Annotated in this window: 25 protein-coding genes; 3 read left to right on the top strand and 22 right to left on the bottom strand. The window is 67.5% G+C overall.

Annotated elements, in window-relative coordinates; all coding sequences use genetic code 11:
• Nucleotides 1–133: 133 nt before the first annotated feature.
• Nucleotides 134–985 carry a choline ABC transporter permease subunit gene (gene choW, locus QOZ99_RS06105; protein ID WP_183190543.1) on the top strand — a complete coding sequence of 284 codons (852 nt, stop codon included), beginning with the start codon at nt 134–136 and terminating at the stop codon, nt 983–985.
• A gap of 8 nt (nt 986–993) precedes the next feature.
• A complete protein-coding gene (gene choV, locus QOZ99_RS06100; protein WP_306889095.1) occupies nt 994–2187 on the top strand; it encodes a choline ABC transporter ATP-binding protein in 1194 nt (397 codons plus the stop codon).
• A 167-nt stretch (nt 2188–2354) separates the two neighbouring features.
• Here choV and glmM read toward each other — a convergent pair whose 3' ends face one another.
• From glmM to QOZ99_RS06010, 18 genes are all read right to left on the bottom strand, one after another.
• Nucleotides 2355–3698 carry a phosphoglucosamine mutase gene (glmM, locus tag QOZ99_RS06095; protein WP_306889094.1) on the bottom strand — a complete coding sequence of 448 codons (1344 nt, stop codon included), beginning with the start codon at nt 3696–3698 and terminating at the stop codon, nt 2355–2357.
• Nucleotides 3699–3845: 147 nt separating this feature from the next.
• Nucleotides 3846–5243: a nucleobase:cation symporter-2 family protein gene (locus tag QOZ99_RS06090; RefSeq protein ID WP_306889093.1), complete on the bottom strand. Its 1398-nt coding sequence runs from the start codon at nt 5241–5243 to the stop codon at nt 3846–3848.
• A gap of 296 nt (nt 5244–5539) precedes the next feature.
• Entirely contained in the window at nt 5540–7459 is a 1920-nt protein-coding gene (ftsH, locus tag QOZ99_RS06085; protein ID WP_306889092.1) for an ATP-dependent zinc metalloprotease FtsH, read from the bottom strand.
• 160 nt (nt 7460–7619) lie between these two features.
• A complete protein-coding gene (gene tilS / locus QOZ99_RS06080) occupies nt 7620–8642 on the bottom strand; it encodes a tRNA lysidine(34) synthetase TilS (protein WP_306889091.1) in 1023 nt (340 codons plus the stop codon).
• The gene (gene ybgF / locus QOZ99_RS06075) at nt 8629–9615 is read right to left on the bottom strand and encodes a tol-pal system protein YbgF (RefSeq protein WP_306889090.1); all 987 of its coding nucleotides are present in this window, start codon (nt 9613–9615) and stop codon (nt 8629–8631) included. The genes tilS and ybgF overlap by 14 nt, the downstream gene beginning before the upstream one ends.
• 210 nt (nt 9616–9825) lie before the next feature.
• The gene (gene pal, locus QOZ99_RS06070; RefSeq protein WP_370876810.1) at nt 9826–10311 is read right to left on the bottom strand and encodes a peptidoglycan-associated lipoprotein Pal; all 486 of its coding nucleotides are present in this window, start codon (nt 10309–10311) and stop codon (nt 9826–9828) included.
• A gap of 166 nt (nt 10312–10477) precedes the next feature.
• Entirely contained in the window at nt 10478–11836 is a 1359-nt protein-coding gene (gene tolB / locus QOZ99_RS06065; RefSeq protein WP_183190551.1) for a Tol-Pal system beta propeller repeat protein TolB, read from the bottom strand.
• 35 nt (nt 11837–11871) lie between these two features.
• Complete coding sequence (gene tolA, locus QOZ99_RS06060) at nt 11872–12837, bottom strand: cell envelope integrity protein TolA (RefSeq protein WP_306889089.1); 966 nt, start codon at nt 12835–12837, stop codon at nt 11872–11874.
• A 5-nt stretch (nt 12838–12842) separates the two neighbouring features.
• The gene (tolR, locus tag QOZ99_RS06055; protein WP_306889088.1) at nt 12843–13298 is read right to left on the bottom strand and encodes a protein TolR; all 456 of its coding nucleotides are present in this window, start codon (nt 13296–13298) and stop codon (nt 12843–12845) included.
• A 6-nt stretch (nt 13299–13304) separates the two neighbouring features.
• Nucleotides 13305–14018, bottom strand: coding sequence for a protein TolQ (gene tolQ, locus QOZ99_RS06050; RefSeq protein WP_183190554.1), 714 nt, complete (start codon nt 14016–14018; stop codon nt 13305–13307).
• Between the two features lie 285 nt (nt 14019–14303).
• Complete coding sequence (gene ybgC, locus QOZ99_RS06045) at nt 14304–14813, bottom strand: tol-pal system-associated acyl-CoA thioesterase (protein WP_306889087.1); 510 nt, start codon at nt 14811–14813, stop codon at nt 14304–14306.
• A 124-nt stretch (nt 14814–14937) separates the two neighbouring features.
• Entirely contained in the window at nt 14938–15369 is a 432-nt protein-coding gene (locus QOZ99_RS06040) for a DUF2852 domain-containing protein (protein WP_306889086.1), read from the bottom strand.
• Between the two features lie 166 nt (nt 15370–15535).
• Nucleotides 15536–16171: a TetR/AcrR family transcriptional regulator gene (locus QOZ99_RS06035; RefSeq protein WP_306889085.1), complete on the bottom strand. Its 636-nt coding sequence runs from the start codon at nt 16169–16171 to the stop codon at nt 15536–15538.
• 80 nt (nt 16172–16251) lie between these two features.
• Nucleotides 16252–17292, bottom strand: coding sequence for a Holliday junction branch migration DNA helicase RuvB (ruvB, locus tag QOZ99_RS06030; RefSeq protein ID WP_306889084.1), 1041 nt, complete (start codon nt 17290–17292; stop codon nt 16252–16254).
• On the bottom strand, nt 17285–17905 hold the full coding sequence (locus QOZ99_RS06025; RefSeq protein ID WP_306889083.1) for a hypothetical protein: 621 nt from the start codon (nt 17903–17905) through the stop codon (nt 17285–17287). Before QOZ99_RS06025 ends, ruvB begins: the two co-directional genes overlap by 8 nt.
• A 14-nt stretch (nt 17906–17919) precedes the next feature.
• Nucleotides 17920–18537, bottom strand: coding sequence for a Holliday junction branch migration protein RuvA (gene ruvA, locus QOZ99_RS06020; RefSeq protein ID WP_306889082.1), 618 nt, complete (start codon nt 18535–18537; stop codon nt 17920–17922).
• A gap of 13 nt (nt 18538–18550) precedes the next feature.
• Nucleotides 18551–19066 (bottom strand): crossover junction endodeoxyribonuclease RuvC, encoded by a 516-nt coding sequence (ruvC, locus tag QOZ99_RS06015; protein WP_306889081.1) that lies wholly within the window; start codon nt 19064–19066, stop codon nt 18551–18553.
• A 160-nt stretch (nt 19067–19226) separates the two neighbouring features.
• Nucleotides 19227–20159: a DMT family transporter gene (locus QOZ99_RS06010; RefSeq protein WP_306889080.1), complete on the bottom strand. Its 933-nt coding sequence runs from the start codon at nt 20157–20159 to the stop codon at nt 19227–19229.
• Nucleotides 20160–20373: 214 nt separating this feature from the next.
• On the opposite strand from QOZ99_RS06010, the gene QOZ99_RS06005 reads away from it, so the two are divergent.
• The gene (locus QOZ99_RS06005) at nt 20374–21120 is read left to right on the top strand and encodes a sulfite exporter TauE/SafE family protein (RefSeq protein WP_306889079.1); all 747 of its coding nucleotides are present in this window, start codon (nt 20374–20376) and stop codon (nt 21118–21120) included.
• Between the two features lie 8 nt (nt 21121–21128).
• Here the strand turns inward: QOZ99_RS06005 and QOZ99_RS06000 are convergent, their stop codons facing one another.
• The 4 genes from QOZ99_RS06000 to QOZ99_RS05985 all read right to left on the bottom strand — a co-directional run bounded on the left by QOZ99_RS06000 (nt 21129) and on the right by QOZ99_RS05985 (nt 25604).
• Nucleotides 21129–22457: an LLM class flavin-dependent oxidoreductase gene (locus tag QOZ99_RS06000; protein WP_306889078.1), complete on the bottom strand. Its 1329-nt coding sequence runs from the start codon at nt 22455–22457 to the stop codon at nt 21129–21131.
• Nucleotides 22458–22784: 327 nt separating this feature from the next.
• Entirely contained in the window at nt 22785–23531 is a 747-nt protein-coding gene (locus QOZ99_RS05995; protein ID WP_306889077.1) for a YebC/PmpR family DNA-binding transcriptional regulator, read from the bottom strand.
• 157 nt (nt 23532–23688) lie between these two features.
• Nucleotides 23689–24699, bottom strand: a complete 1011-nt coding sequence (locus QOZ99_RS05990) for an alpha/beta hydrolase family protein (protein ID WP_306889076.1) — start codon at nt 24697–24699, stop codon at nt 23689–23691.
• Between the two features lie 89 nt (nt 24700–24788).
• Complete coding sequence (locus tag QOZ99_RS05985; protein WP_306889075.1) at nt 24789–25604, bottom strand: TIGR00282 family metallophosphoesterase; 816 nt, start codon at nt 25602–25604, stop codon at nt 24789–24791.

Raw genomic sequence — 25604 nt, 5'->3', positions numbered from 1 at the left:
GGCGCCGCCACCGGTGCCGCCCGCACCCGATCTTCGACGCCCGCCATGGCGGAAATGTTCAAGCGACCCTGACCTCGGGCGTGAACAATCGCCCCACCCGCCCTCACACCCCTCCGCCCGCCGGGAGCGCGCCATGTATGATTGGCTGACCGAGCACAAGATCCCACTCGGCATCTGGCTGAGGGATTTCGTCGACCTGTTGACCACGCACGGGCAGAGCGTGTTCGACTTCATCTCGCTGGTTCTCGGCGGGTTGATCGGCGGCTTCACCGCCGCGCTGCTCTGGGTGCCGCCGCTGCTGCTCATCGCGATTTTCGCGCTGGTCGCCTGGCTGGTGCACCGCTCGGTCGGGCTGGTGGTGTTCATCCTCGGCGCGCTGCTGCTGGTCACCAATCTTGGCTACTGGCAGGCGACGATGGAAACGCTCTCCCTCGTCTTCTGCGCCACCTTCGTCTGCGTCGTGGTGGGCGTGCCGATCGGCATCGCCGCCGCGCACCGGCCCTGGCTCTATACCGGCATCCGGCCCATCCTCGACCTGATGCAGACCATTCCCACCTTCGTCTATCTCATCCCGACACTGGTGCTGTTCGGGCTCGGCGCCGTGCCGGGGCTGATCTCCACGGTGATCTTTTCCATTCCCGCGCCGATCCGCCTCACGCATCTGGGCATCTCCTCGGTGCCGCCCGCGCTCTATGAGGCGGGCAAGGCGTTCGGCGCGACGAAGACGCAGCTGCTGTTCAAGGTGGAACTGCCGCATGCGCTGCCGACCATCATGGCCGGCATCACCCAGTGCATCATGCTCAGCCTGTCCATGGTGGTCATCGCCGCGCTCGTGGGGGCGGACGGGCTCGGCAAGCCGGTGGTGCGCGCGCTGAACTCGGTGAACATCGCCATGGGCTTCGAGGCGGGCCTCGCCATCGTGGTGCTCGCCATCGTGCTCGACCGCGTCTGCAAGCGGCCCGAGCGCCGCTCGCGCAAGGGGTGAGGTGCATCATGTCCGCCGTCGAATTCCGCAACATCGACATCGTCTTCGGCGCCGACCAGAAGGGCGCGCTAAAACTGATCGACGAAGGCCGCACGCGCGATGAAATCCTCACGGCCACGGGCGCCGTGCTGGGCGCCGCCGGGGTGAGCCTTGCAATCGAGCGCGGCGAGATCTGCGTGCTGATGGGCCTGTCGGGCTCGGGCAAGTCGACCATCCTGCGCGCCATCAACCGGCTGAACGAGGTGGCGCGCGGCGCGGTGATGGTCGAGCACAAGGGGGCGATGATCGATGTCGCCCGCTGCGACGAGGCCACGCTGCGCGACATCCGCATGAACACCGTCTCCATGGTGTTCCAGCAATTCGGCCTGCTGCCCTGGCGCACGGTGCGCGACAATGTCGGCTTCGGGCTGGAGCTGCGCGGCACGCCCGCCACCGAGCGCCGCCGCATCGTCGACGAGAAGCTCGCCATGGTCGGGCTCACCAACTGGGCGGAGAAATACACCAACGAGCTTTCCGGCGGCATGCAGCAGCGCGTGGGCCTCGCCCGCGCCTTCGCCACCGATGCCGACATCCTCCTCATGGACGAGCCCTTCTCCGCGCTCGACCCGCTGATCCGCGACAAGCTGCAGGACGAGTTGCTCGACCTGCAGCGCCGCATCCACAAGACCATCGTCTTCGTCAGCCACGACCTCGACGAGGCGCTCAAGCTCGGCAACAAGATCGCCATCATGGAAGGCGGGCGCATCGTGCAGGCCGGCACGGCGGAGGATATCCTGCTGCGCCCGGCCAACGCCTATGTCGCCGAGTTCGTGAAGCACATGAACCCGCTCAACGTGCTGCGCGGCACGGCGGTGATGCGCCCGGCTGCCAGCCTGCCGCGCGAGGGCGACCAGGTCGTTCTCGACAAGAGCGGGCATGTGCGGCTGAAGGTGGATGGCGAGGGCCGCCCGCTCTCGCTCGATGTCGACGGCCGCGCCGGTCTGCTCGCCACGGCGGACGGCGAGGCCGGGGTGATCGACGACAAGCTGGCCCATGAGGCCGACTGCATCGTCGCGCCGGTCGATCTCAAGCTGAAGGCGGCGATCGAGCTGAAGCGGCACACCGACCTGCCGATCCTGCTGGTCGACAATCTCGGCCGCCTCGCCGGCCTGTGCGACGACGACGAAATCTATCGCGGCCTGCTGCGCCGGCTGGACGGGTGAATGTCGGCGACCTTCGCCGCTGACGGGACTCATGCCGCCGCTGACGGGATTCATGCGAGCACCTCACCTCTCCCCAATGGGGAGAGGCCGGCGCACAGCGCCGGGTGAGGGGCTGCTGAGGGCGGGCCCCTCACCCCGTCCCTCTCCCCCCGGGGAGAGGGAGACAATCACGCCGCGGCCTTGCCCACCGCATCGACGATATCGTTCACCACGGATTCGACCAGGTCGCGGTCGTCGCCCTCGCCCATCACGCGGATCACCGGCTCGGTGCCCGAGGGGCGGATGAGCAGCCGGCCATGGCTGTTGATGCGCAGCTCGGCCGCGGCGATGGCCTTGATCACCCCGTCATTTTCCAGCGGGCGCCCGTTCTTGTAGCGCACATTCTTGAGGATCTGCGGCAGCGGATCGAAGCGGTGGCACACCTCGGACACCGGGCGCTGGCGCCGCTGCACCATGGCGAGAACCTGCAGCGCCGCGACCAGCCCGTCCCCGGTCGTCGAATAATCCGACAGGATGATGTGGCCCGACTGTTCGCCGCCCACATTGAAGCCGTTGGCGCGCATGTGCTCCAGCACGTAGCGGTCGCCCACCGGGGTGCGCTCCAGCGTGAGCCCGAGCCCGTTGAGGTGCCGCTCCAGCCCGAGATTGGACATGACGGTGGCGACGATGCCGTCGCGCGTGAGCCGCCCGTCCTCCTTGAAGCTCTCGGCCACCACGGCCATGAGCTGGTCGCCATCCACCAGATGGCCCTTCTCGTCGACGATCAGCACGCGGTCGGCATCGCCATCGAGCGCGATGCCGAGATCGGCGCGGACTTCGCGCACCTTGGCCGCCAGCGCCTCGGGCGCGGTGGAGCCGACCTCGCGGTTGATGTTGAAGCCGTCCGGCTTGTCGCCGATGGAAATCACCTCGCAGCCGAGTTCCCACAGCGCTTCCGGCGCCACGCGATAGGCCGCGCCATTGGCACTGTCCACCACCACCCGGATCCCTTCGAAGGACTGGTTGCGCGGCAGCGTGCGCTTGGCGAACTCGATATAGCGCGCGTGCACGCTTTCCAGCCGCTTGGCCCGGCCCATCTGCGCGGGCGGCGCGAGGCGGGCCGACATGTCGCCGGTGAGCAGGTCCTCGATCTGGCCCTCGATGGCGTCGGACAGCTTGTAGCCGTCCGGCCCGAACAGCTTGATGCCGTTATCGTCGAACGGATTGTGCGAGGCGGAGATCATCACCCCGACATCGGCGCGCATGGAATGGGTGAGCATGGCCACTGCCGGGGTCGGCATCGGGCCGAGCAGCAGCACATCCATTCCCACCGAGGTGAAGCCGGCCACCAGCGCGTTCTCGATCATGTAGCCGGACAGCCGCGTATCCTTGCCGATCACCACGCGATGGCGGTGTTCGCCGCGATGGAACACCAGGCCTGTGGCCATGCCGACATGCAGCGCCAGTTCGGGGGTGATGATGCCGTTGGCACGGCCGCGAATGCCGTCCGTGCCGAAGAACCTGCGCGCCATTCTGTGCCTCAATGCTCCGGCGGACGTGTCTGCCGCCGGCACGTATTTCGGGCGAGGCCGAACATTCAACCTCTTTGTGTTGAATTCCTTAGCATTGAGGCTATTGCGGGACGCTTCACAAAGTGTAAGCGCACCTTACGGCCGGACTCAGCCATGCTCCACGGCCGCTGCCGCGCTCGCCGCCGCACGCTCCACTTCCGCGCCGCTGCGCAAACCGTTGAAGAAAGCATTGAGCCCCACCGCCACCAGCGCGGCGAGCAGGATGCCGGATTCCAGCAGAGGCTGCAGGGCATGCGGCAGGTTCTTGAAGAAATGCGGCGACACCAGCGGGATCATGCCGAAGCCGACCGACACCGCCACGACATAGAGATTGAACCGGTTGGTGCGGAAGTCGACATTGGTGAGAATGCGCGCACCCGTGGCCGCGACCATGCCGAACATGACCAGCCCCGCCCCGCCGAGCACGACCTGCGGCACGGCCTCGACGATGGCGGCCATTTTCGGCAGCAGCCCCAGCGCCAGCATGATGACGCCGCCCGCCGCCGTCACGAAGCGCGAGCGCACCCCGGTGACGCCGACCAGCCCGACATTCTGCGAGAAGGACGTGTAGGGAAAGGTGTTGAAGATGCCGCCGATCAGCGTCCCGACACCGTCCGCCCGCAGCCCCGCCGTCAACGCCGCGCGGTCGAGCTTGCGGCCGGTCATGTCGGCGAGCGCGAGGAACATGCCGAGCGATTCGATCATCACCACCACCATGACGAGGCACATGGTGAGGATCGGCACGAGGTGGAAACTCGGCACGCCGAAATGGAAGGGCAGCACCGGGGCGAACCATGCCGCCGCCGCCACATTCTCGAAATGCATGATGCCCAGCACGCTCGCCAGCGCACAGCCCGCGACAATGCCGAGCAGCACCGCGACATTGGCGAGGAAACCCTCCCCCCATTTTGTGAGCGCGAGGATGACGAGCAGCACGAACAGCGCGATGCCGAGCCCTTGCAACTGCCCATAGCCGGGATTGGGGAAGGAACCCGGCACGCCATCCACCACGCGGGTCAGCATCGGCAACCCGCCGCCGGCCCAGTTGATGCCGACCCGCATCAGCGAGATGCCGATCACCAGAATGATCGTGCCGGTCACGACCGGCGGGAACAGCGGCAGCAGCCGCGACACGAAGGGCGCGATGAGGATGCCGAACACGCCGGCCGCGATCACCGAGCCGTAGATGCCGAGCAGGCCGATCGAGGGATCGCCCGCCATGGCCAGCATCGGGCCGACCGAGGCGAAGGTCACGCCCATCATGACCGGCAGGCGGATGCCCATTCCGGGAAAGCCGAGGCTCTGGATCAGCGTGGCGATGCCGCAGGCGAACAGGTCGGCGCTGATGAGAAAGGCGACATCCTCCGGCGGCAGCTTCAGCGCGCGCCCGATGATGAGCGGCACCGCGACCGCGCCGGCATACATGACCAGCACATGCTGCAGCCCCAGCGTGGCCAGCCGCGGCCACGGCAGCACTGCGTCGACCGGATGTACCTTGCCTGCCATGCTCGATCCCCTTCCGCTTCCAGCCCGGCGATTGCGCGCTATTCACGCAGAGGAAAGGATACAATGATCGTGCCATGCGGGCGCACCCCGCTACCCGCTATCGGTATCGCAGGGAAGGCGCCATCATCGCGCCGACATCGCCGGGCGCCACGCGCCCTGGAGGCGGGGCCGCCCGTGGCGGGCTCGGCGGAGGCGACGGCATGCTGGCTCCCGGCCCGCGCCCCGCCCCATGAAAAAAGCCCCGGCGCGAGGCCGGGGCTTTGATTTTGATGTCGTGTCGTGAACCCGCGTCCGCATCAGGCCTGCGGCTGCGGCTCCATGCCGGCATCGGGGCGCGGCGGGCGGTTCTTGCCCGCGCTGGGCACCACCGAGCCGCGCGTATGGGCGGGCTCGATCGTGGTGTCGCGCACCGGGGCGTTGCCATCGAGAAGACCGATGATCTCGTCGCCGGACAGGGTCTCGTATTCCAGCAGGCCGCGCGCGAGCGCCTCGAGCTGGTCCTTGTTCTCGGTCAGAATGCGCTTGGCTTCCGCATAGCCCTCGTCCACCAGACGGCGCACTTCACTGTCGATGGTCTGCGCCGTCGCCTCGGAAACATTCTGCTGGCGCTGCATCGACATGCCGAGGAACACCTCGTCATTGTTCTCGCCATAGGCGACATTGCCGAGCTTGTCCGAGAAGCCCCAGCGCGTGACCATCATGCGGGCCAGGCGGGTGGCCTGCTCGATGTCGGAAGCGGCGCCGGATGTCACCTTTACCGCCCCGAAGATCAGCTCTTCCGCCACGCGCCCGCCCATCATGATGGCAAGGCGCGAGGTCATCTGCTCGTAGGACATGCTCAGCTTGTCCCGCTCGGGCAGTTGCATCACCATGCCGAGCGCACGGCCGCGCGGAATGATGGTGGCCTTGTGCACCGGGTCGGTCGCCGGAACCTTGAGCGCGACGATGGCATGGCCGCCTTCGTGATAGGCGGTCAGCGCCTTCTCGTCCTCGGTCATGACGAGCGAGCGGCGTTCCGCACCCATCATCACCTTGTCCTTGGCGTCCTCGAAATCGCTCATCGTCACCATGCGCTTGTTGCGCCGGGCGGCCATGAGGGCGGCCTCGTTGCAGAGATTGGCGAGGTCCGCGCCGGAGAAGCCGGGCGTGCCGCGGGCGATGACCTTGAGGTTGACGTCCGGCGCGACCGGGATCTTGCGGGCGTGCACCTTCAGGATCTGCTCGCGGCCGACCACGTCCGGATTCGGCACGATGACCTGGCGGTCGAAGCGGCCGGGACGCAGCAGCGCGGGGTCGAGCACGTCCGGACGGTTGGTCGCGGCGATGAGGATGATGCCCTCATTGGCCTCGAAGCCATCCATCTCCACCAGCAACTGGTTCAGGGTCTGCTCGCGCTCGTCATTGCCACCGCCGAGACCGGCGCCGCGATGACGGCCGACCGCGTCGATTTCGTCGATGAAGATGATGCAGGGCGCGTTCTTCTTGGCCTGCTCGAACATGTCGCGCACGCGGCTGGCGCCGACGCCGACGAACATCTCGACGAAGTCCGAACCCGAAATGGTGAAGAACGGCACATTCGCCTCACCCGCGATGGCGCGGGCCAGCAGCGTCTTGCCGGTGCCGGGCGGGCCGACCAGCAGCACGCCGCGCGGAATGCGGCCGCCGAGGCGCTGGAACTTCTGCGGATCGCGCAGGAATTCCACGATCTCGGTAAGGTCGCTCTTGGCCTCGTCGATGCCGGCGACATCCTCGAAGGTCACGCGCCCATGCGCCTCGGTGAGCAGCTTGGCGCGGCTCTTGCCGAAGCCCATGGCCTTGCCGCCGGCGCCCTGCATCTGGCGCGACAGGAAGATCCACACGCCGATCAGCGCGATGAAGGGCAGCCACGAGATGAGCAGGCTGACGAACCACGGCACGTTGTCGGTCAGCGGCTTGGCCGTGATCGCGACGCCCTTGCCATAGAGGCGCTGCACCAGCGAGGGATCGTTGGGCGAATAGGTCTGGAACGAGCGCCCGTCGGTGAAGGTGCCGCTGATTTCCGGCCCCTGGATCACCACGTCGCGCACGCGACCCTGATCGACCTCGTTGAGCAGCTGCGAGAAGCTGATGTCGTTCGCCGCCTGGCGCTGGGCCGGGTTCTGGAACAGCGAAAAAAGCGCCAGAAGCAGGAGAACGATGATCACCCAAAGGGCGAAGTTGCGAATATTGGCGTTCATCACGTTCCTTTCGGCGCCGGCCGATCGCCGACGCGCGGGCTCCGCCGTCGCCGGCGGTCCTCCCTTGTCGCAGAGTAATTTAGGTGTCGCATTGAGGCTTGCCAAGATGGCGGGCGCAAGGCGCAGGCTCCGAACAGGCGATTACGCCATAAAACGTGCGTCAGCCCGTGCGCCGCGCCGGCGCTTGCCCTACCTGGATACTCCGCAGCGACACTCGCACCAGCGCACCGGCCAGCGTGCGCGCCCCTCGCGGCGCCGAACCAAGCGCCTTCAGCCAAAGATGCAGCGCCTCCAGCTTGGCAAGTTCGACCTTCCCCTGCCCGGCCCGCTCGATCATCCACCCCAGCAGGCGCAGGCCGATCTCGTCCGGCAGATCGTGAAAGCCGGCGCGCGCCATCTCCAGCGGATCGCCTTCACGCACCAGCCGGGCCGCGGCCTCCCCGGTCGCCGCCTCCAGCGCCGCCTCGGCCCGCGCCATGCGGCCGGCAAGCCGTGCGAATCGCTCGGCATTCAGCCCCTCCCGAGCCAGCAGGGGCAGCAGGGCGCGCAGCCGCGCGCGGGCGAAGCGGGCATCCTGGTTCGAGGGATCGTCGGCAAAGGCCACGCCGGCCTGCCGGCACAGCGCCACCAGATCGGCCTTGTCGATCCCGAGCAGCGGACGAATCAGCCGGACCCCGCCCATCGCCCGTTCCGTGGGAATGCCGCCGAGCCCACTGAGCCCCGAGCCGCGCATGAGCCGGAACAGCACGGTCTCGGCCTGGTCGTCGCGGGTATGGGCGGTGGCGATGGCGCTGGCGCCGATCGCACGGGCATGGTCGAGCAGAAGGTCGTAGCGGGCATGGCGCGCCGCCTCCTGCAGGCGGGTCGCCGGCAGCGGCGCGGGAAGCTCCAGCACGGCATGATCCAGCCCAAGCGCGCGCGCGAGCCTCCCGACCGCCCGCGCCTCGGCCCGCGCCTGCGGCCGCAGGCCATGGTCGACCGTGGCGACGAACAGATCCGCCGGGGTGTCGCGAAGACGACGCCAGCGCGCCGCCAGCAGCAGCAGCGCGGTGGAATCCGGCCCGCCGGAAACCGCCAGCAGCAGCCGTTCATGCGGGGCGAAGGGCGAGAACAGAAGGGTCAGCGCGGCGGGCGAAATCCCGCCGAGGTCAGCTTGCGCGAGATCGGCCTCAACAGCCGACACGCTTCTGCTCCCGCTCCACCCCCTGCTTGATGGTGGCGGACGCGCGCGGATATTTGTTGCCGACCGCGTTGAGCGTGGCGCAGGCGGCATCCTTCTCGCCGATGGCGGCCAGCGACTGGCCGAGCCGCAGCAGCGCGTCCGGCGCCTTCACCGCGTTGGGATAGTCGGTCGAGACCTTGAGGAAGCTCTGCGCTGCCTCCTTGTAGATTTTCCGCTGGAACTGCGTTTCGCCCAGCCAGTAATAGGCATCGGGGGCGGCGCGGTCATTGGGGTAGAGCTTGAGGAACTGGTCGAAGCCCTGGCCGGCCTGCACGTAATCCTGCCGGAGCACGGAATTATAGGCGACGTCGAACACATCCTTCGGGCTGTTGGACGGCGCCGCCACGGGCGCTCCGCCCGCCGCCACCGCCCCCGAGAGCTGGCCGAGATCCATCGGCGCGCCCGGCTGCCCGGCAACCGGTGCCGAGGGCGTGGTGGTGCCAAGCGGGCGCGGAACGCCCGGCGCGGCCGCCTGCGCGTTGGGATCGAACGCATCCGAGCGTCGCGCGGGCGCCGGATCGAGGATCGGCGCGACGCCGCCGGGGGCTCCCGCGACCGGCGGATTGGCACGGGGCGCCGCACCGCCCGCAGCCGCAGCACCACCCGTGCCGCCGAGGCGGAAGTCGATCTCGCCCTGAAGCGAGCGCACCTGCTGCTCGAGTTGCTGGTTACGATATTGCAGCTGCTCGATCTGGCCGGTCAGCAGCCGAAACTGGTTCTCCAGCCGGTCGATCCGCGTGGTGGCAGATCCGCCCTCATCGGCATCCGGCGGCGGGGCGGTATTGCCCGAGCGCACCTGACCGGGTGGCTTGAACAGGTTGCCGAAGAAATCGTTATTGGCCTGCGCATGGGCGCTTTCCAGCGGCGCCAGCGTCAAGGCCAGGGCACCAGCGAGCACGAGCGAGGCGGAAAAGCGCGAGAGACGGACCATCATCACTGAACAACGAAGGGAATGGGGACGGGCGAGGCAACGCACCGGAACGGGCGGTGCAGTATAGTCGAACATACGAGGCCGATCGCGTCCAAAGTTTGACCCCGGCCGCCACGCATCGCGGCCCGGGCCGCCAAAACGACAAGGCCCGGTCCGCGCGGGCGGTCCGGGCCTTGATATCGCGAGGCGCGCCGCCCGGCGCCGACGACCCCGTCAGGAGCCGGTGGAGTTCAGCACCGTGACCGCGCGCCGGTTCTGCGACCAGCAGGAAATATCGTTACAGACCGCCACCGGGCGCTCCTTGCCGTAGGAGATGGTGCGCATGCGGTTGGCATCCACCCCGCGCCCGACCAGATAGTCGCGCACGCTCTGGGCCCGCCGGGCGCCGAGAGCGATGTTGTATTCGCGGGTGCCGCGCTCGTCGGCATGGCCTTCGATGGTGAAGGTGTACTTGGCATAGTGGTTGAGCCACTGCGCCTGCTTGTCGAGCGTGGCCTGGGCCTGCGAGCTCAGGTCGCTCTGGTCGCTTTCGAAGAACACGCGATCGCCGACCGAGACGATGAATTCCTGCGGGCTGCCGGGAGGGGCAGAACCGAGCGCCTGCCCGGCGCCATCCATCGGATTCTTGGCGCAGGCGGCCGCGAGCATAGCGAGGCCGACGATGAAGGCGACGCGCGCTCCGCCCAGCTGGCGCAACATACGGATCATAACCGCTGACTCCCAAAATTCCCTGATCGGGCCGCCCCGACCTAGCGTGCTTCACGTTAATGAATGTTCCGTCTTGCTTTACGGAACCTTGACCAAATGCGTCGATTTCGCGGCCGACACATCAACTGTTTCTTATGGTTAACGGTTCCCTACCGCGTCACGAACGCAGCGGCGACCAGGCGGGGTCGGAGGCATAGCTCGGTGTCGGCACGCGCTGCTCGTTATAGCCCGTGACGTCCACCGTATAGAGTTGCGGCCCCGCCGCCCCGCCGGGGTCGCGGAAGAACATGATCACGCGGCCGTTCGGCGCGAAGGTCGGGCCTTCATTGTGGTAGCCCTCGGTGAGGATGCGCTCGCCCTGCCCGTCCGGACGCATGATGCCGATGGCGAAGCCGCTGCCGGTCTGCTTGGTGAAGGCGATGACGTCGCCGCGCGGCGACCAGACCGGGGTCGAATAGCGCCCCTGGCCGAAGGAAATGCGGTGCTGGTTCGAGCCGTCGGGGTTCATCACGTAGATCTGCTGGGTGCCGCCGCGGTCGCTCTCGAAGCAGATCTGCGTGCCGTCCGGCGAGTAGCAGGGGGCGGTGTCGATGGCCGGCGTATCGGTGAGGCGCGTCGTCGCCTTCGAGCGCAGGTCCATCACGAAGATGTTGGCATTCGAGCCCTGCTGCAGGCTCAGGATCACCCGCTGCCCGTCCGGCGCGAAGCGCGGCGAGAAGCTCATGTTCGGGAAATTGCCGACCACCTCGCGCTGGCCGTTCTCGATGTTGAGCAGATAGACGCGCGGCTCACCCTTGCCGTAGCTCATATAGGTGATTTCCTGGCTGGTCGGCGAGAAGCGCGGCGTCAGCACGAGGTCGTCGCCGCGCGTGAGATAGGTCACGTTGGCGCCGTCCTGGTCCATGATGGCGAGCCGCTTGATGCGCTTCTCCTTCGGCCCGGACTCATCCACGAAGACGATGCGGGTGTCGAAATAGCCCTTCTCGCCGGTGAGGCGCTCATAGATCGCGTCGGCGATGATATGGGCGACCCGGCGCCAGTTCTCCGGCTGGGTGAAATATTGCTGGCCGATGAGTTGCTGGCCGGCGAACACGTCCCACAGGCGGAACTCGGCCTTCACGCGGCCATCGCCCTGGCGGGTCACGCGGCCCGTCACCAGCGCCTGCGCGTTGATCACGCGCCAGTCCTGGAAGCGCGGCGAGGCGTCCGGGTTGGTGATCTTCTCCACGAAGGCCGCCGGGTCGATCGGGGCGAACAGGCCCGAACGGCGCAGGTCCGCGGAAATGATCTGCGAGACGCCCTTGCCCGCCTCGATATCCTGCGGGCTGCCGCCACCGACGAATTCGGAAATGGCGATGGGCAGCGGCTGGACGGTGCCCTGCGTCACGTCGAGCTTCAGCACGGCCGCGGCCGGCCGCGTGAGCAGCCCGACGCCGGCAAGCGCGCCGGCTCCGGTGATGAGACCGCGACGGCCGATGGGAAGACCCCCGAAACCGGGGCGGATAAGCTCTGTCATGATGAATGTCTCAAAAGCAAATGCCGGGCCCCGGATCAACCCCGTACCATTTCGCGGGGATCGAAAGTGACCTCGATGTCCTTCCACGAGTCGTATTTCGCGGGGGACAGCATGTTGAAGGGCTGACCGCGGAAAATGGCACGCATCGCGCTCTCGCGCGCCGCCATGAAGAACTGGCTCGTGCCCGACGTCACCACCATCGGCGGACCCGAGAGCGTGCCGTCCGGATTGAGCCGCAGGCGCACCGTGACGACCAGTTCCTCGGGGTTCGAGGCACCGGCCGGCGGGTTCCACAGCTGCATCAGCCGGGCGCGCAAGGCATCGATTTCGGTCTGCGAGAGTGTCGAGGCCGTGCCGACCCGCGCGCCGAGAGCGGCGGTCGAGTTGATGGTGTCGCCCACCGCCGACTGGCGCGTCGCCGTCCGCTTGTCGAGCAGCGCCGCGATCTCGTTCGGCTTGAACTCGCGCTGCTGGTCCTGCGGCGGCGTCTGCACCACCTTCGGGGGAATGTCCTTCGGCTTCTTCGGCGGTGCCGGGGCGGGCTTGGCCTGCGCCTGCTGCTCGGGCTTGGGCTCGTCCTTCTTGGGCTCGGGCGGCTTGGACGCGAGCGATTCGGCGGCCGATGGCGGCGTCGGCTCGGGCTTGGCCTGCGCCTGGGCCGCCGGCGGCTTGGGCTCGGGCTTGGCTTCCGCCGGAGGTGGCGGCGGAGGCGGAGCCGGCTCGTTGGCGGCCTTCACTTCCGGCTTGGCGTCGTCAACCTTGGCGTCGAGCTGCTCGGTGGGCTTGGGCGCCTCGACCTTCTCGACCACGGGCTTCGGCGCCTCGGCCTTCGGCGCGTCCTTCTTGCCCGCCATCATCTGGCTCATCTCCGCATCGGAGATGATGTCGACCGGCGTGGATTCCTGCATCGGCTCGAACGGGCGCGCCGAGGAGAAGGACACCAGCATGAAGCCGATGATTCCAGCGTGGAGGACGGCCGAAGAGACGAGACCCGCGCGCATGACGCTCAGTTCCCCTGTTCGACTTCGGAAACGAGGGCCACGCGCTTGAATCCGGCACCCGACAGACGGCCCATCACCTTCATGACGGTACCATAGTCCACCGTCTTGTCGCCGCGCACGAAAATGCGCTCGTCATAGCCGGCCTTGGCGATAGCCTGCAGCTTGGGCACGAGTTCGTCGAACTGGATTTCGGTGTCCTGAATGAAGACCTGGCCCTGATTGTTGATGGAGATCACCAGCGGCTGGTGATCCTGCGACACGGCCTGCGCCTGCGTCTGCGGCAGGTCGAGCGGCACGCCGACGGTGAGCATGGGCGCCGCGACCATGAAGATGATCAGCAGCACCAGCATCACGTCGACCATCGGCGTGACGTTGATTTCCGCCATGACGGCGGCGCCGCCGCGACGACGCGAGCGCCGCGACTGCCGGCCGCCTCCACCGCCTCCCGAGGACATCCCCATCGCGCGTCAGCCCCGCTCGTCGATCTGCCGCGACAGGATGGCCGAGAACTCGTCCGCGAAGCCTTCCAGCCTCAATGCCTGCCTGTTCACCTGGGAAATGAACTTGTTATAGAAAATCGTCGCGGGGATGGCCGCGAAGAGGCCGATTGCTGTCGCGAAAAGGGCTTCGGCGATGCCGGGCGCCACAACCGCGAGGCTGGTGTTCTTGGACGCCGCGATCGACTGGAAGGAGGTCATGATGCCGATGACCGTGCCCAGCAGGCCGATGAACGGCCCGGCCGAGCCGACCGTCGCCAGCACCAGCAGCCGGTTTTCCAGGCGCTCCACCTCGCGGGCGATGGTCACGTCCATCACCTTGTCGAGACGCTGGGTCAGGCCGGCGAAGGAGCGGGCGCCGCCCTCATAGGACCGCTTCCACTCGCGCATCGCCGCGACGAAGATGGCCGCCATCGCATGGTTGGGCCGGGAAGACAGCGAGCGATAGAGTTCCTCGAGGCTTTGCCCCGACCAGAAGGTCGCCTCGAAGCGATCCATCTGGCGCTTCATGCGCTGGAACAGGATCGTCTTGTCGATGATGATCGCCCACACCCAGACCGAGGCCAGGATGAGCCCGACCATGATGATCTTCACGAAGATGCTGGCCTGGAGGAACAGCCCGATCAGCGAAAGGTCGCCGGCGGGGGCTGCCATGGCCGTTTGCGCCACATCGGCAGGATTCATGTGATCTCTTTAACCTCAGAACAAGGACCGGCCACCGTCCGGACGGTCGGCCGGAACGCACGATGCGCAACGCCCTTCGACTGAACCGCCCCTTCGGCGGAACGAACCGGCAAGATGCCGATTCCATCCGCTGAATCCTTAGCCCGTGTTCGACGGCGAATCCGCCGAAACTAGGGCGCACAAGGGCTTGCGCCAGCCAGATTAAGCGGCCGATAGGGTTAATGCCGGGTTAGCGTTGCCGCAACGCAACAGCGATAGGGCGCTCCTGCGACAGGCGTGAGAAGCTCACGGCTTTCCCGGATGATCCAGCGCGGCCTTCATCGCCGTTCGCAGCGCATCGGGAATGCGACGCGCCCGTCCCTGCGAGACGAAGGCAACCTTGACCTGCCCCACCACCATGAGTTCGTCGCGGCGCATCACCTTCTGGGTCAGCGTGATCGAGGCGCCCGCCACCTCGCTGGGGCTGGTGTGAACTTCCAGCACATCGTCGATGCGGGCGGGGCGCAGGAATTGCAGCTCCATCGAGCGCACCACGAAGGCAAAGCCGGGAGCCTCGGCCAGCGCTTCGCCGAACAGGTCGCCCTGCACCACGCCGATGAGGCGCAGGTTGTCCGAGCGCGCCCGTTCCATGAACTTGAGGTAATTGGCGTGGTAGACGATGCCGGAGAAGTCGGTGTCCTCGTAATAGACCCGCACGGGCAGCACATGCCCGCCCGGCACCAGCCGGCCGGCGAGGTGCAGATAGGGATCCGACTTCAGGGCTTCGGGGGTAAAGGGATCGGGGCGCTCGTTCATCCGGCCCTCATAAACGAGACCGCGCCCTTTGTGAACAAAGGACGCGGCCCGGTCGACCATCGGAGGGAGACTGGATCAAGGGACGGATCGGGCCCCCTCACGGGTCAAGGCGTTCGGCTGCCGGTCAGTTCTGCTCCCAGTCCTGCGGCTGCTCGGGAGCGGGCGCCGGCGAGGGCGCGGGGCGGTTGCGGCGATCGGCCATGAACTGGTCGAACTCAGCCTTGTCCTTGGCCTGGCGCAGACGATCCAGGAAGCCCTTGAACTCCTGCTGCTCGTCTTCGAGACGGCGCAGCGTCTCCTCGCGATACTCATCGAAAGCGCGGTTGCCGCTGGAAGGGAACCCGCGGAATCGACCGCCAAAGGCGTTGCGAACCGCTTCCGCGCCGTCTTCCTGCCAGCGGCCGAGGCCGCGACGCTTGCCACAAAACATTCGTCCACTCCCTATCGAGAAAGCCAGGATCGCCAGTCCCAGGGGCCACCAGGCCATGAAGCCGAGGACCGTGAGCGCGATCCAGGCGGGCTTGCCGTAACTATCGAGCTTTTGAGCGAGCTCCATGGCATCCGTTCCTGGGTTAATGTTAATCACATTCACATAGGTAGGCACGCTGCGGCAGCTTGTCAAGGATCGTTACATTGAAATCCTTTTGTGGCGGATCCGGGCGGCTTTGCCGCGCGCCGAGACGGCAAAACAGGACGAAGCGCCCTTGCCGGGCCGCTCCCGGTCAGTTGCCGGGCGCGCCGAGCCCCCGGAGATAGACCAGGAATGCGGCTTCAAGCAGGTCTTCCGGTGGCATGGGCAATTTGCGGCGGGAACCGTCGGAGCGGCCGAACAGCGAAGCGACGCCATGCGCCAGCGCCCAGGTGTGCAGCGCCACCATCAGCGCGGGCGGACGTCCCGGCGCGGGCATGGACGCGACCACGACCTCCGCCGCCTCGCGCAGCACGCCAAGAGCCCGCTGGCCCGCCTGGTCGAGCGCGGGATGCGCCTCGCTCGACAGGCCGGTCTCGAACATCGCGACATATTCCGCCGGGTTGCGGCGCGCGAAGTCGAGATAGGCCCGCCCCATGCGCTCATAAGCTTCCACCGGAGTCGGCCGGCCCTCGTTCCAGCCCGCCTGCAGCGCCTTGGTGAAGCGCTCGAAGCCCTCCGCCGCCACGGCGGCGATCAGTTCGTCGCGGTCGCGGAAATGGCGATAGGGCGCGGCCGGGCTCACCCCGGCCCGGCGCGCCGCCTCGGCGAAGGTGGCGCCGGCGGTGCCCTTCTCCGCGATCAGTTCGAGCGCGGCCTTCATCAGTGCTTCCCGAAGGTTGCCGTGATGATAGCCGCGGGATTCGCCGCCGTTCTTGGTCCAGCTCATGTGAAAGGGGCTTACATCACGGAGGGTGGCACGTCGAGCGATGTCGCGAGACCTCTCCCCGCCGGGGAGAGCGGGCGGCGCTACTCGCCGTCGTCGAACAGCGGCATCGGGCTGGTGCTCGGCGGGGCGGCGAGGCCGAGATGCTTGAAGGCGTGCGCGGTGAGCATGCGCCCGCGCGGGGTGCGCTGGATGAAGCCCTGCTGCACGAGATAGGGCTCGATGATCTCCTCGATCGCGTCGCGCGGCTCGGAGAGCGCGGCGGCGATGGTCTCCACGCCCACCGGCCCGCCGCCATAATTCATGGCGATCACCGTGAGGTAGCGCCGGTCCATCTGGTCGAGGCCGGAACTGTCGACCTCCAGATGCGACAGCGCGTGATCCGCCGCCGCGCGGTCGATGATGTCCTTGCCGGCCACGAGGGCGAAGTCGCGCACCCGGCGCAGCAGCCGGCCGGCAATGCGCGGCGTGCCGCGCGCGCGCCGCGCGATCTCGCGCGCGCCGTCCTTGGAGATGGGAATGCCCAGCACCCGGGCGCCGCGCGTCACCACCAGCTCCAGCTCGTCGATCGTGTAGAAATTCAGCCGGATCGGGATGCCGAAACGGTCGCGCAGCGGCGTGGTCAGCAAGCCCGAGCGCGTCGTCGCGCCGACCAGCGTGAATTTGGACAGCTGGATCTTCACCGAGCGCGCCGCCGGCCCCTCGCCGATGATGAGGTCCAGCTCGTAATCCTCCATCGCGGGATAGAGGATCTCCTCCACCGCCGGGTTGAGGCGGTGAATCTCGTCGATGAACAGCACGTCGCGCTCTTCGAGATTGGTCAGCAGCGCCGCCAGATCCCCCGCCTTGGCGATGACCGGGCCGGAGGTCGAGCGGAAGCCGACCCCCAGCTCGCGCGCCACGATCTGCGCCAGCGTGGTCTTGCCCAGCCCCGGCGGACCGACGAACAGCACATGGTCCAGCGCCTCGCCCCGCGCCTTCGCGGCCTGGATGAACACCCGCAGATTGGCGCGTGCCTGCTCCTGCCCGACGAATTCGACCAGATTCTGCGGCCGCAGCGACGCTTCCGTGGGATCATCCACGCGCTTGTCCGGAGTGACGAGACGGCGGGGGGGGTTAGTCATCGGCTCCCGTCCGCCGCGCCTTGAAATAATTTGAACCGAGTCGCCACAATTCTTTCAAATCGACACCAACTCCATATAGTGACGGCCGGAGAACAAATGCCTCAGAGAGACCACGCTCAGGATGATTTAAAATATTCTGCAATTCAAAATTGCATATCTCTCTCTTATGTCGAATGTCATTCATCAATTTACCGAGAACATCCACGACATCAGTTTGTGTCTTACATACTTCTCGCAGAGGAATTAAAATAAATCTTGCTGGAATCGGATTCCGGGTAGATCTATTTAAATAGGATTTCTCAGACGAGAAAGATTCATTCGAACCTGCTAAAGCTCTGGGGTCACAATCTGAAACCATCACCGCAGGAAGAAACTTTTCGGCATTCTCACCATTTATGTGATGCCAACTTAAGATTTCATTTGCAAATTCCCTTCGGTAAAGACCGGATATTAGCAAAGACTTGTTTTCAGCTGCAAAAGAAGCGACTATATCAAAATTATTATATAGAGCTTGGCTAAGAGGCTCTTCCCAACCATAATCTAGAAAATAGATGTAATAATCCCGATCAGTTGCAATCGGAAGCCGCTCGATTGTCGTGATCTTCAGGCCCATAGGTCTCGCCTCCCTTATTTCGCCAGCTCCCGCAAGCCGAGACGGATCAGCCGGGCAGCGTCCGCCCCGTCCCCCGCCTCGCGCAGCGCGGCCGCCACGGCGACACTGGCCTGCAGCTGCGCATAGCCGAGATTGACCAGCGCCGAGACCGCATCGGCCACCGGCGCGGGCGCGCTGCGATCCTCGATCGAGCCGGCGAGCCCGGCGACGACGGGATCGATGCTGGCGAAGCCCGGCGCCTTGTCCTTCAGCTCGATGACGATGCGGGCGGCGACCTTCGGCCCCACCCCGTTCGCCCGCGCCACCATCGCCTTGTCGCCCACCGCCACCGCATTGGCGAGTTCGCCCGGCGAGAGGATGGACAGCACGTTGAGCGCGACCTTGGTGCCGACGCCCTGCACGTTCAGAAGCAGCATGAACCAGCTCTTCTCGGCCTGCGAGACGAAGCCGTAGAGGCGGATCATGTCCTCGCGCACGAAGGTTTCGATGAACAGCGTCGCCGCCTCGCCAATGCCCGGCAGCGCCTGCAGCGTGCGGCCCGAGCAGTGCACGAGATAGCCCACGCCCTGCACGTCGAGGATGATGTGATCCTCGCCGTAGCTGTCCACCACGCCCCTGAGTTTTCCGATCATGTCCCGCTGCCGATCACCGCGCGGCCACCCGTGCCTTGAGCGCCGCCATGCCGCGATGCTGCGCGTGGGTGACGGCCACCGCAAGGGCGTCCGCCGCGTCGTCCGTCTCGAAATCGGCCTGCGGCAGCAGAACCTTCATCATCAGGCGGATCTGCCCCTTCTCCGCCCGCCCGGCACCGACCACGGTCTTCTTCACCAGCAGCGCAGCATATTCGGAGACCGGCACCCCGACCATGGCGGGGGTGAGCATCACCACCCCGCGCGCCTGGCCGAGCTTCAGCGTCGAGGCGGGGTTCATGTTGACGAAGGTTTCCTCCACCGCCGCCTCGTCCGGCGCGTGGGCGCGCAGCACCTTGGCGAGTTCCGCATGCAGGAAGGCCAGCCGCACCGCCAGCGCCGCGTCCTCCGGCGGCATCACCGTGCCGCAGGCGACGAAGGTGAGCCGCGTGCCGAGGGTGTCGATCACCCCCCAGCCGGTGCGGCGGAGGCCGGGATCGAGCCCGAGAATGCGAATCGCGGATGCAGCCATGGCCTAGGGCGTACCCGAACAAAGGACGAACGTGAAGGCCGCGCGCCGGCATTGGCGTTCCACCCCGCCCACAGGGTTAACGATCGGTAAAGGCGGGGGTCCCTTCCCGTCGCGATACGGTCGGCCATGCGCGGAGAGGTTGACGCTGGCGCCGTGGCGGCTATCGCCCTCGCCCGCTGAACGCCCCGCTCGCCAGAGCGACGCCGAAGCCGGTCGCCACCACGCCGGCAATCGCGGCGGCATCGGGATGCTCGCCGAGCACGGGCACCGCGATCAGCGCCGCCAGCGCCGGCACCAGCCCGGTAAAGGCCGCCGCGCGCGAGGAGCCCAGCCGCTGGATGGCGATTCCGAACGCCACCAGCGCGACCACGCCCGACAGCACGCCCTGCACCACGAGTTGCACCAGCACCTCGCGTCCATAGCCATCGGACACCGCCTGCACCACGCCCGGCAGCCCGAACGGAGTGAGGATGATCACCGACCACAGGCCGATAAGGCCGACGATTTCGGTCGCCTTCATGCCGGTGCGGCGAAAAGCGAGCGTGTAGCCGGCCCACATCGTCGCCCCGCACAGCAGCAGAAGATGGCCGCGCCACGCCCCGTCCTGCGGAAACATCACGCCCCGCCCGCCCAGCGCGAGAACCCCGAGCGCGATGCAGGCGAAGCCGAGAGCCCGTGCGAGGCCGAGCCGCTCGCGCAGCGCGACGACCGAGATCACCGCCACCACCAGCGGCATGGTGCCGGGCAGCAGCGGCCCGACATCGGCCGCCGGCACGAAGCGCATCGCATTGCCGACGACGAGGAAGAAAAGCACGCCGGAACCGAAGAAGCAGAACAGGAACGGCACCAGACCCTTGCGCGGCCACAGGCCGATCCGCAGCCAGGCCGGTGCCAGCATCGCGGCCGGCACGATGAAGCGCAGCCAGCCAACCGTGACCGGCGGCAGATGGCCATGCACGGCATGGCGCGTGGAAACGATCCAGCCGCCCCAGATGGCGACGGCGAGCAGCGCCGCGCCGATGCCGACCAGCCGGTCGGTGAGGGATGGATCGACCACGGCTCCCGCCACGGTCACGGTCGATGATTTCTGCATGGGGATCTGCCGGCCGCCACGGCGGCCTTCCAATCGCGTTATGCCGCCGCGCGGCGGAGTTGCCGGAATGTGGCGCGCGCGATGCATCATGGCAAATGAGTTTTGCCGATCCGCATGGTCACGAAAGCTGATGGACAGGCGCGTTGACGCGCGTGTGGCTGGGGTCTAGCTCCACATCCAGCTCAACGCGCACATTCCCGCCCCCGGACATCCCATGCCGTTCGATATGGCCCTCGTCTCGGCCGCCCTGGTCGCCCTCATTGCCGGGGCGACGCGCGGTTTTTCCGGCTTCGGCGGCGCGCTGATCTTCGTGCCGCTCGTCAGCGCGGCATTCGGGCCCAAGGTGGCGGCGCCGACGCTTCTGGTCATCGACACCGCCCTGACCCTGCCCTTCGTCGCCTCCGCGCTGCGCGCCTGCATCTGGCGGCAGGTGGCGCCGCTCGCCGTCGGCGCGGTGGTGGCGGTGCCGTTCGGGGTCCTAGTGCTGCGCCATGTCGATGCGCTCACGCTGCGCTGGGCGCTGGCGGGGCTCAGCATCGTGCTGCTCGGCATTCTCGTCTCCGGCTGGCGCCATTCCGGCCGGCACGGGCTGCCCACCACGCTGGCGATCGGCGCGCTCGCCGGCACGCTGGGCGGCGCGGCGCAGATGTCCGGTCCGCCGGTCGTGGCCTACTGGCTGGGCAGCGGCCAGCCGTCGGCTTTGGTGCGCGCCAACCTGTTCGGCTTCTTCGCGCTGGTGACGCTGGCGAGCGGCACCGCCTACGTCGCCAACGGCCTGATGACGCTGGAGGTCGGCCGGCTGTCGCTGGTGCTCGGCCCGGCCTATGCCGCCGGTCTCTTCGCGGGCTCCCGCGCCTTTCGCGGCGCCAGCGACCGCCATTTCCGCCTCGCCGCCTATTGGATCATCGCCTGCGCGGCTTTCCTCAGCCTGCCGCTATTCGACGGCCTGTTCGGCCGCTGACGTCGGGTTCACGCGGGAAAGAACCGGTTGGCCGGGCGCGGCAGGCCCAGATGCTCGCGCAGCGTGGTGCCCTCATATTCCGTGCGGAACAGGCCGCGCCGCTGCAGTTCCGGCACCACCTTGGCGCAGAAATCCTCCAGCCCACCCGGCAGATACGGAAACATGACGTTGAATCCGTCGCTCGCCTCGGTCAGCAACCATTCCTCCATGGCATCGGCGATGGTTGCCGCCGTGCCGACAAGGGACAGCCCGCCATAACCGCCGAGCCGCTGGGCGAGCTGGCGCACGGTGAGATTCTCCCGCCGCGCCAGCGCGATCGCCCGCTCACGCCCGCTCTGGCTGGCATTGGTCTCGGGGATGTCCGGCAGCGGGCCGTCCGGATCGAAGCCGGAGGCATCGTGGCCAAGCATGATGGAGAGCGAGGCTATCGCGCTCTCATAATGGACCAGGCTGTCGAGCCGGGCACGGATGGCGCGCGCCTCCTCCACCGTATCGCCGACCACCACGAAGGCGCCCGGCAGGATCTTGAGATGATCGCGCGCGCGGCCGAGCGCTGCCATCCGGCCCTTCACATCGGCATAGAAGGCGCGGGCATCCTCGATCCGACCCGGCGCGGAGAACACCATTTCCGCCGTCTCGGCCGCGAGCTGGCGGCCGGCCTCCGAGGCGCCCGCCTGCACGATCACCGGCCAGCCCTGCACCGGGCGCGCAATATTGAGCGGACCGCGCACCGCGAAATGCGGGCCCTTGTGGTCCAGCACATGCATGCGCGCGGGATCGAAGAAGATGCCGCTCTCCACGTCGCGCACGAAGGCGTCATCGGCGAAACTGTCCCATAATCCCGTTACCACGTCGTGGAATTCGCGGGCCCGGACATAGCGCGCATCGTGCTCGACTTGCTCCTCCAACCCGAAATTCAGCGCCGCGTCGGGATTGGAAGTGGTGACGATGTTCCACCCCGCCCGCCCGCCGCTGATGTGATCGAGCGAGGCGAAGCGCCGGGCGAGGTTGAACGGCGCCTCGAACGTGGTGGAACAGGTGGCGATCAGCCCGATCCGCTCCGTCGCCCCGGCCAGTGCCGAGAGCAGAGTGAAGGGCTCGAAGGACGTGACCGTGTGGCTGCGCTTGAGCGCCTCGACCGGCATGTTGAGCACGGCCAGGTGGTCGGCCATGAAGAAGGCGTCGAACTTCGCCGCTTCCAGCGTCCGGGCGAAGTGCCTGACATGGGCGAGGTTGAAATTGGCGTCGGGATAAGCGCCGGGATAGCGCCACGCGCCGGTATGGATGCTGACCGGGCGCATGAACGCGCCGAGATGGAGCTGTCGCGACTGGGCCATGTTCCCTCCGAGCGTGCCCGCCGGTGTGGAGCCGGCCCGCCGAGAGAGCTATGTGCTGCCGCCGCGCGGCGCCAGACCCGCGCAGCGCCATTTCATACCGATTTTATAGAGTGACGCAGGGGCAGTTGGCTTGTCTGCGCAGGGGCGACCTCCGTGCCCCGCCACCCTTTCGCTCCCTCTCCCCTGGGGGAGAGGGTTGGGGTGAGGGGTCTTCTTCGCGCCGCAAGCGCGTCTCCCCTCACCGACCCGCGGAGACTGTCCTCGGTCTTGCCAAAGGCAGGCCCCGTCGGCGAGCCATCTCTCCCCGACGGGGAGAGGAACTGCCCCTCAGTCGCTCATCTTGGCGATGAAGGCGTCGGACAGTTCGAAATTGGCATAGACGTTCTGCACGTCGTCATTGTCGTTCAGCGTGTCGATGAGGCGGACCAGCTTCTCCGCCACCTCGTCATCGACCGCGATCGTGTTCTGCGGGCGCCACGCCAGGCCGGACTTGCGCGGCTCGCCGAAGCGGGATTCCAGCGCACGGGCAACCTCGTGCAGGTTCTCGATCGAGCAGACCACCTCGTGGCCGTTCTCGTCGGAGGTCACGTCATCCGCGCCGGCCTCGATGGCGGCTTCCAGCATGTCGTCGGCGGACGCGCGGGAGGCATCGAACTCGACCGTGCCGATGCGGTCGAACATGAACGAGACCGCCCCGGTTTCCGCCAGCGCGCCGCCCGACTTGGTGAAGTAGGATCGCACTTCCGAGGCGGTGCGGTTGCGGTTGTCGGTCAGCGCCTCGACGATGACGGCGACGCCGCCGGGGCCGTAGCCCTCGTAGCGGATCTCGTCATAGTTCTCGGCATCGCCGCCCAGCGCCTTCTTGATGGCGCGGTCGATATTGTCCTTGGGCATGTTCTCGGCGCGGGCCGCGAGGATGGCGGCACGCAGGCGCGGGTTCATGTTGGGATCGGGCATGCCGAGCTTGGCGGCCACGGTGATTTCGCGCGCCAGCTTGGAGAACAGCTTGGAGCGCACCGCGTCCTGCTTGCCCTTGCGGTGCATGATGTTCTTGAATTGCGAATGACCGGCCATGACCGCCTCTCCACGTCTGGCGGCCGGGGCCCTTGACGGTCCTTCGCCGCGCTTGTCGCCTGTACGAAATGTCGCGTGGCTTATAGGCGCAAGGGTGCGGGCACGTAAAGCTGGCTATGCGCGCGTCACGCCCGGCCCGCCGTGCGACGGCGCGGGCTCAGCGCGCCAGCGCCGCCGCGATCAGCCGCGCCATCTCCTCGTGCAGGACGAGCCGGGAGCGACCCGGCCTTTCGCGGCACAGGGCATCGTCCTCGCCCTCCTCCGCCAGCAGGACCGCCGCGCGCGGCGTGCAACGGCTGAACGCGGCAAACGGCGTGGGGTCCGGCAGTGTCTCGACGCGCAGGCCGGGAATGAGCGCGGCGGCCGCGCGCGCCGGACTATCGGCCGGGCCGAGATCAATGAGTGTGACCGGGAGATCGATGCCGCGCAGGCTGTCCGGCTGGACGCGGTCGAGAAATTCCGGAGCGACGGCCACGACCAGGCCGATGCGCGTGTCACGATGCGAGGCCGCGAAACGCTCGTCGACGACCGCGTGCAGGTCGACGCCGCTCTTCGCGAACCAGCGACAATCGGGCCCCTCGGCCGGTGCGTCACACGCGGCGCGCAGGCGCGCGGTATCGAGCCGCGCTCCCGCCAGCGCCAGCACCGAACTGCCGCCGAGGAAGAAGCCGACCGCGCCGACCTTGCCCGCCGCCCGATGGGCGCGCACGGCCGGATCGGCCTCCACGGCGGAAAGCGTCGCCTCCAGGTCGCCGGGGCGCAGGCGGATTTCCTCCACCGCCGCGCGCGCCGCGCCGGCCCCCAGCACGGGCGGGTGCGCCACGGCCACGAGACGGCCCTGCGCCGCGAGACGCCCGGCAATCCAGCCCGCCATCTGCGGATTGGACCGCAGCCCGCCATGGGCGAGCAGGACCAGCGGAAACCGGCCCTCCGCCACGGGCGCGTCCTTCTGCGCGGGAACACCGACGAAGAGCGGCGAGGCTCCATAACTCTCGGCCACGCCGCCGGCGGCGGCGGGATACCACAGGTCGACCTCGATAGGGACGCCGCGCTCCGGCGCCGTCACCGACAGGATGCGGTGACCGACCGCGGGATCGGCGGCCTGCGCCGCGAGCGGGCCGACCACCAGCAGCATGGCGCCAAGGGCCATCCGGCGAAGAAGGTTCATGATCATCGCGCTCCGTTGGCGGGTCTTTGCAAGGCACGTCGCCGGTCGGGAATATCGCGCGGGCAAAGACCGGGCGCGACGGGGCACCCCTACCAGAAGGCGGGCACGGCCTCGTCCAGCGCGCCGCCGATGCGCACCGGCGCCACCCTCACCGCGCGTCCGGCGCCATTTGTCTCCACCGCGAGGCCCGAGAGCGTGCCGGGCCCCGATGCCGGTTCGAAGCGGGAGGAGCCGATCTTGCGGGTAAAGCGGCGGAGAGGCTCTTCCTTGTCCATGCCGATCACCCCGTCATAGGCGCCGCACATGCCGACATCGGTCATGTAGGCGGTGCCGCCGGCGAGAATGCGGTGATCGGCGGTCGGCACATGGGTGTGGGTGCCGACCACGAGGCTGGCGCGCCCGTCGCACCAATGGCCGAAGGCCTGCTTCTCGCTGGTGGTCTCGGCGTGAAAATCGATGATCACCGCGTCCGAGACCAGCCCGAGCGGGCCGGCATCAAGCTCGCGGTCGATCGCCGCGAAGGGGTCGTCCATCGGATCCATGAAGGCACGGCCCATCATGTTGACGACCAGCACCCGCGCGCCATTCTGCGCCTCCACCAGCGCCGCGCCGCGTCCCGGCGTGCCCGGCGGATAATTGGCCGGGCGCACGAGGCGCGGGGCGCGCTCGATGAAAACCAGCGCCTCGCGCTGGTCGAACGCATGGTTGCCGAGCGTCACCGCGTCGGCGCCGGCCTCGAGGAACTCGTCATAGATCGCTTCGGTAATGCCGAAGCCGCCGGCGGCGTTCTCCCCGTTCACGACAACGAAATCGAGCGCCCATTCCCGACGCAGACGGGGAAGATGCTGCAGCACGACCTGACGCCCCGGCCGGCCGACCACGTCACCAAGAAACAGGATGCGCAT

Origin of the sequence: Ancylobacter amanitiformis, from assembly GCF_030814815.1 — a bacterium.
Classification (GTDB): domain Bacteria; phylum Pseudomonadota; class Alphaproteobacteria; order Rhizobiales; family Xanthobacteraceae; genus Ancylobacter; species Ancylobacter amanitiformis.
Note: the sequence above shows the minus strand (reverse complement) of the source record. Positions and strands in the feature narration are given on the sequence as shown.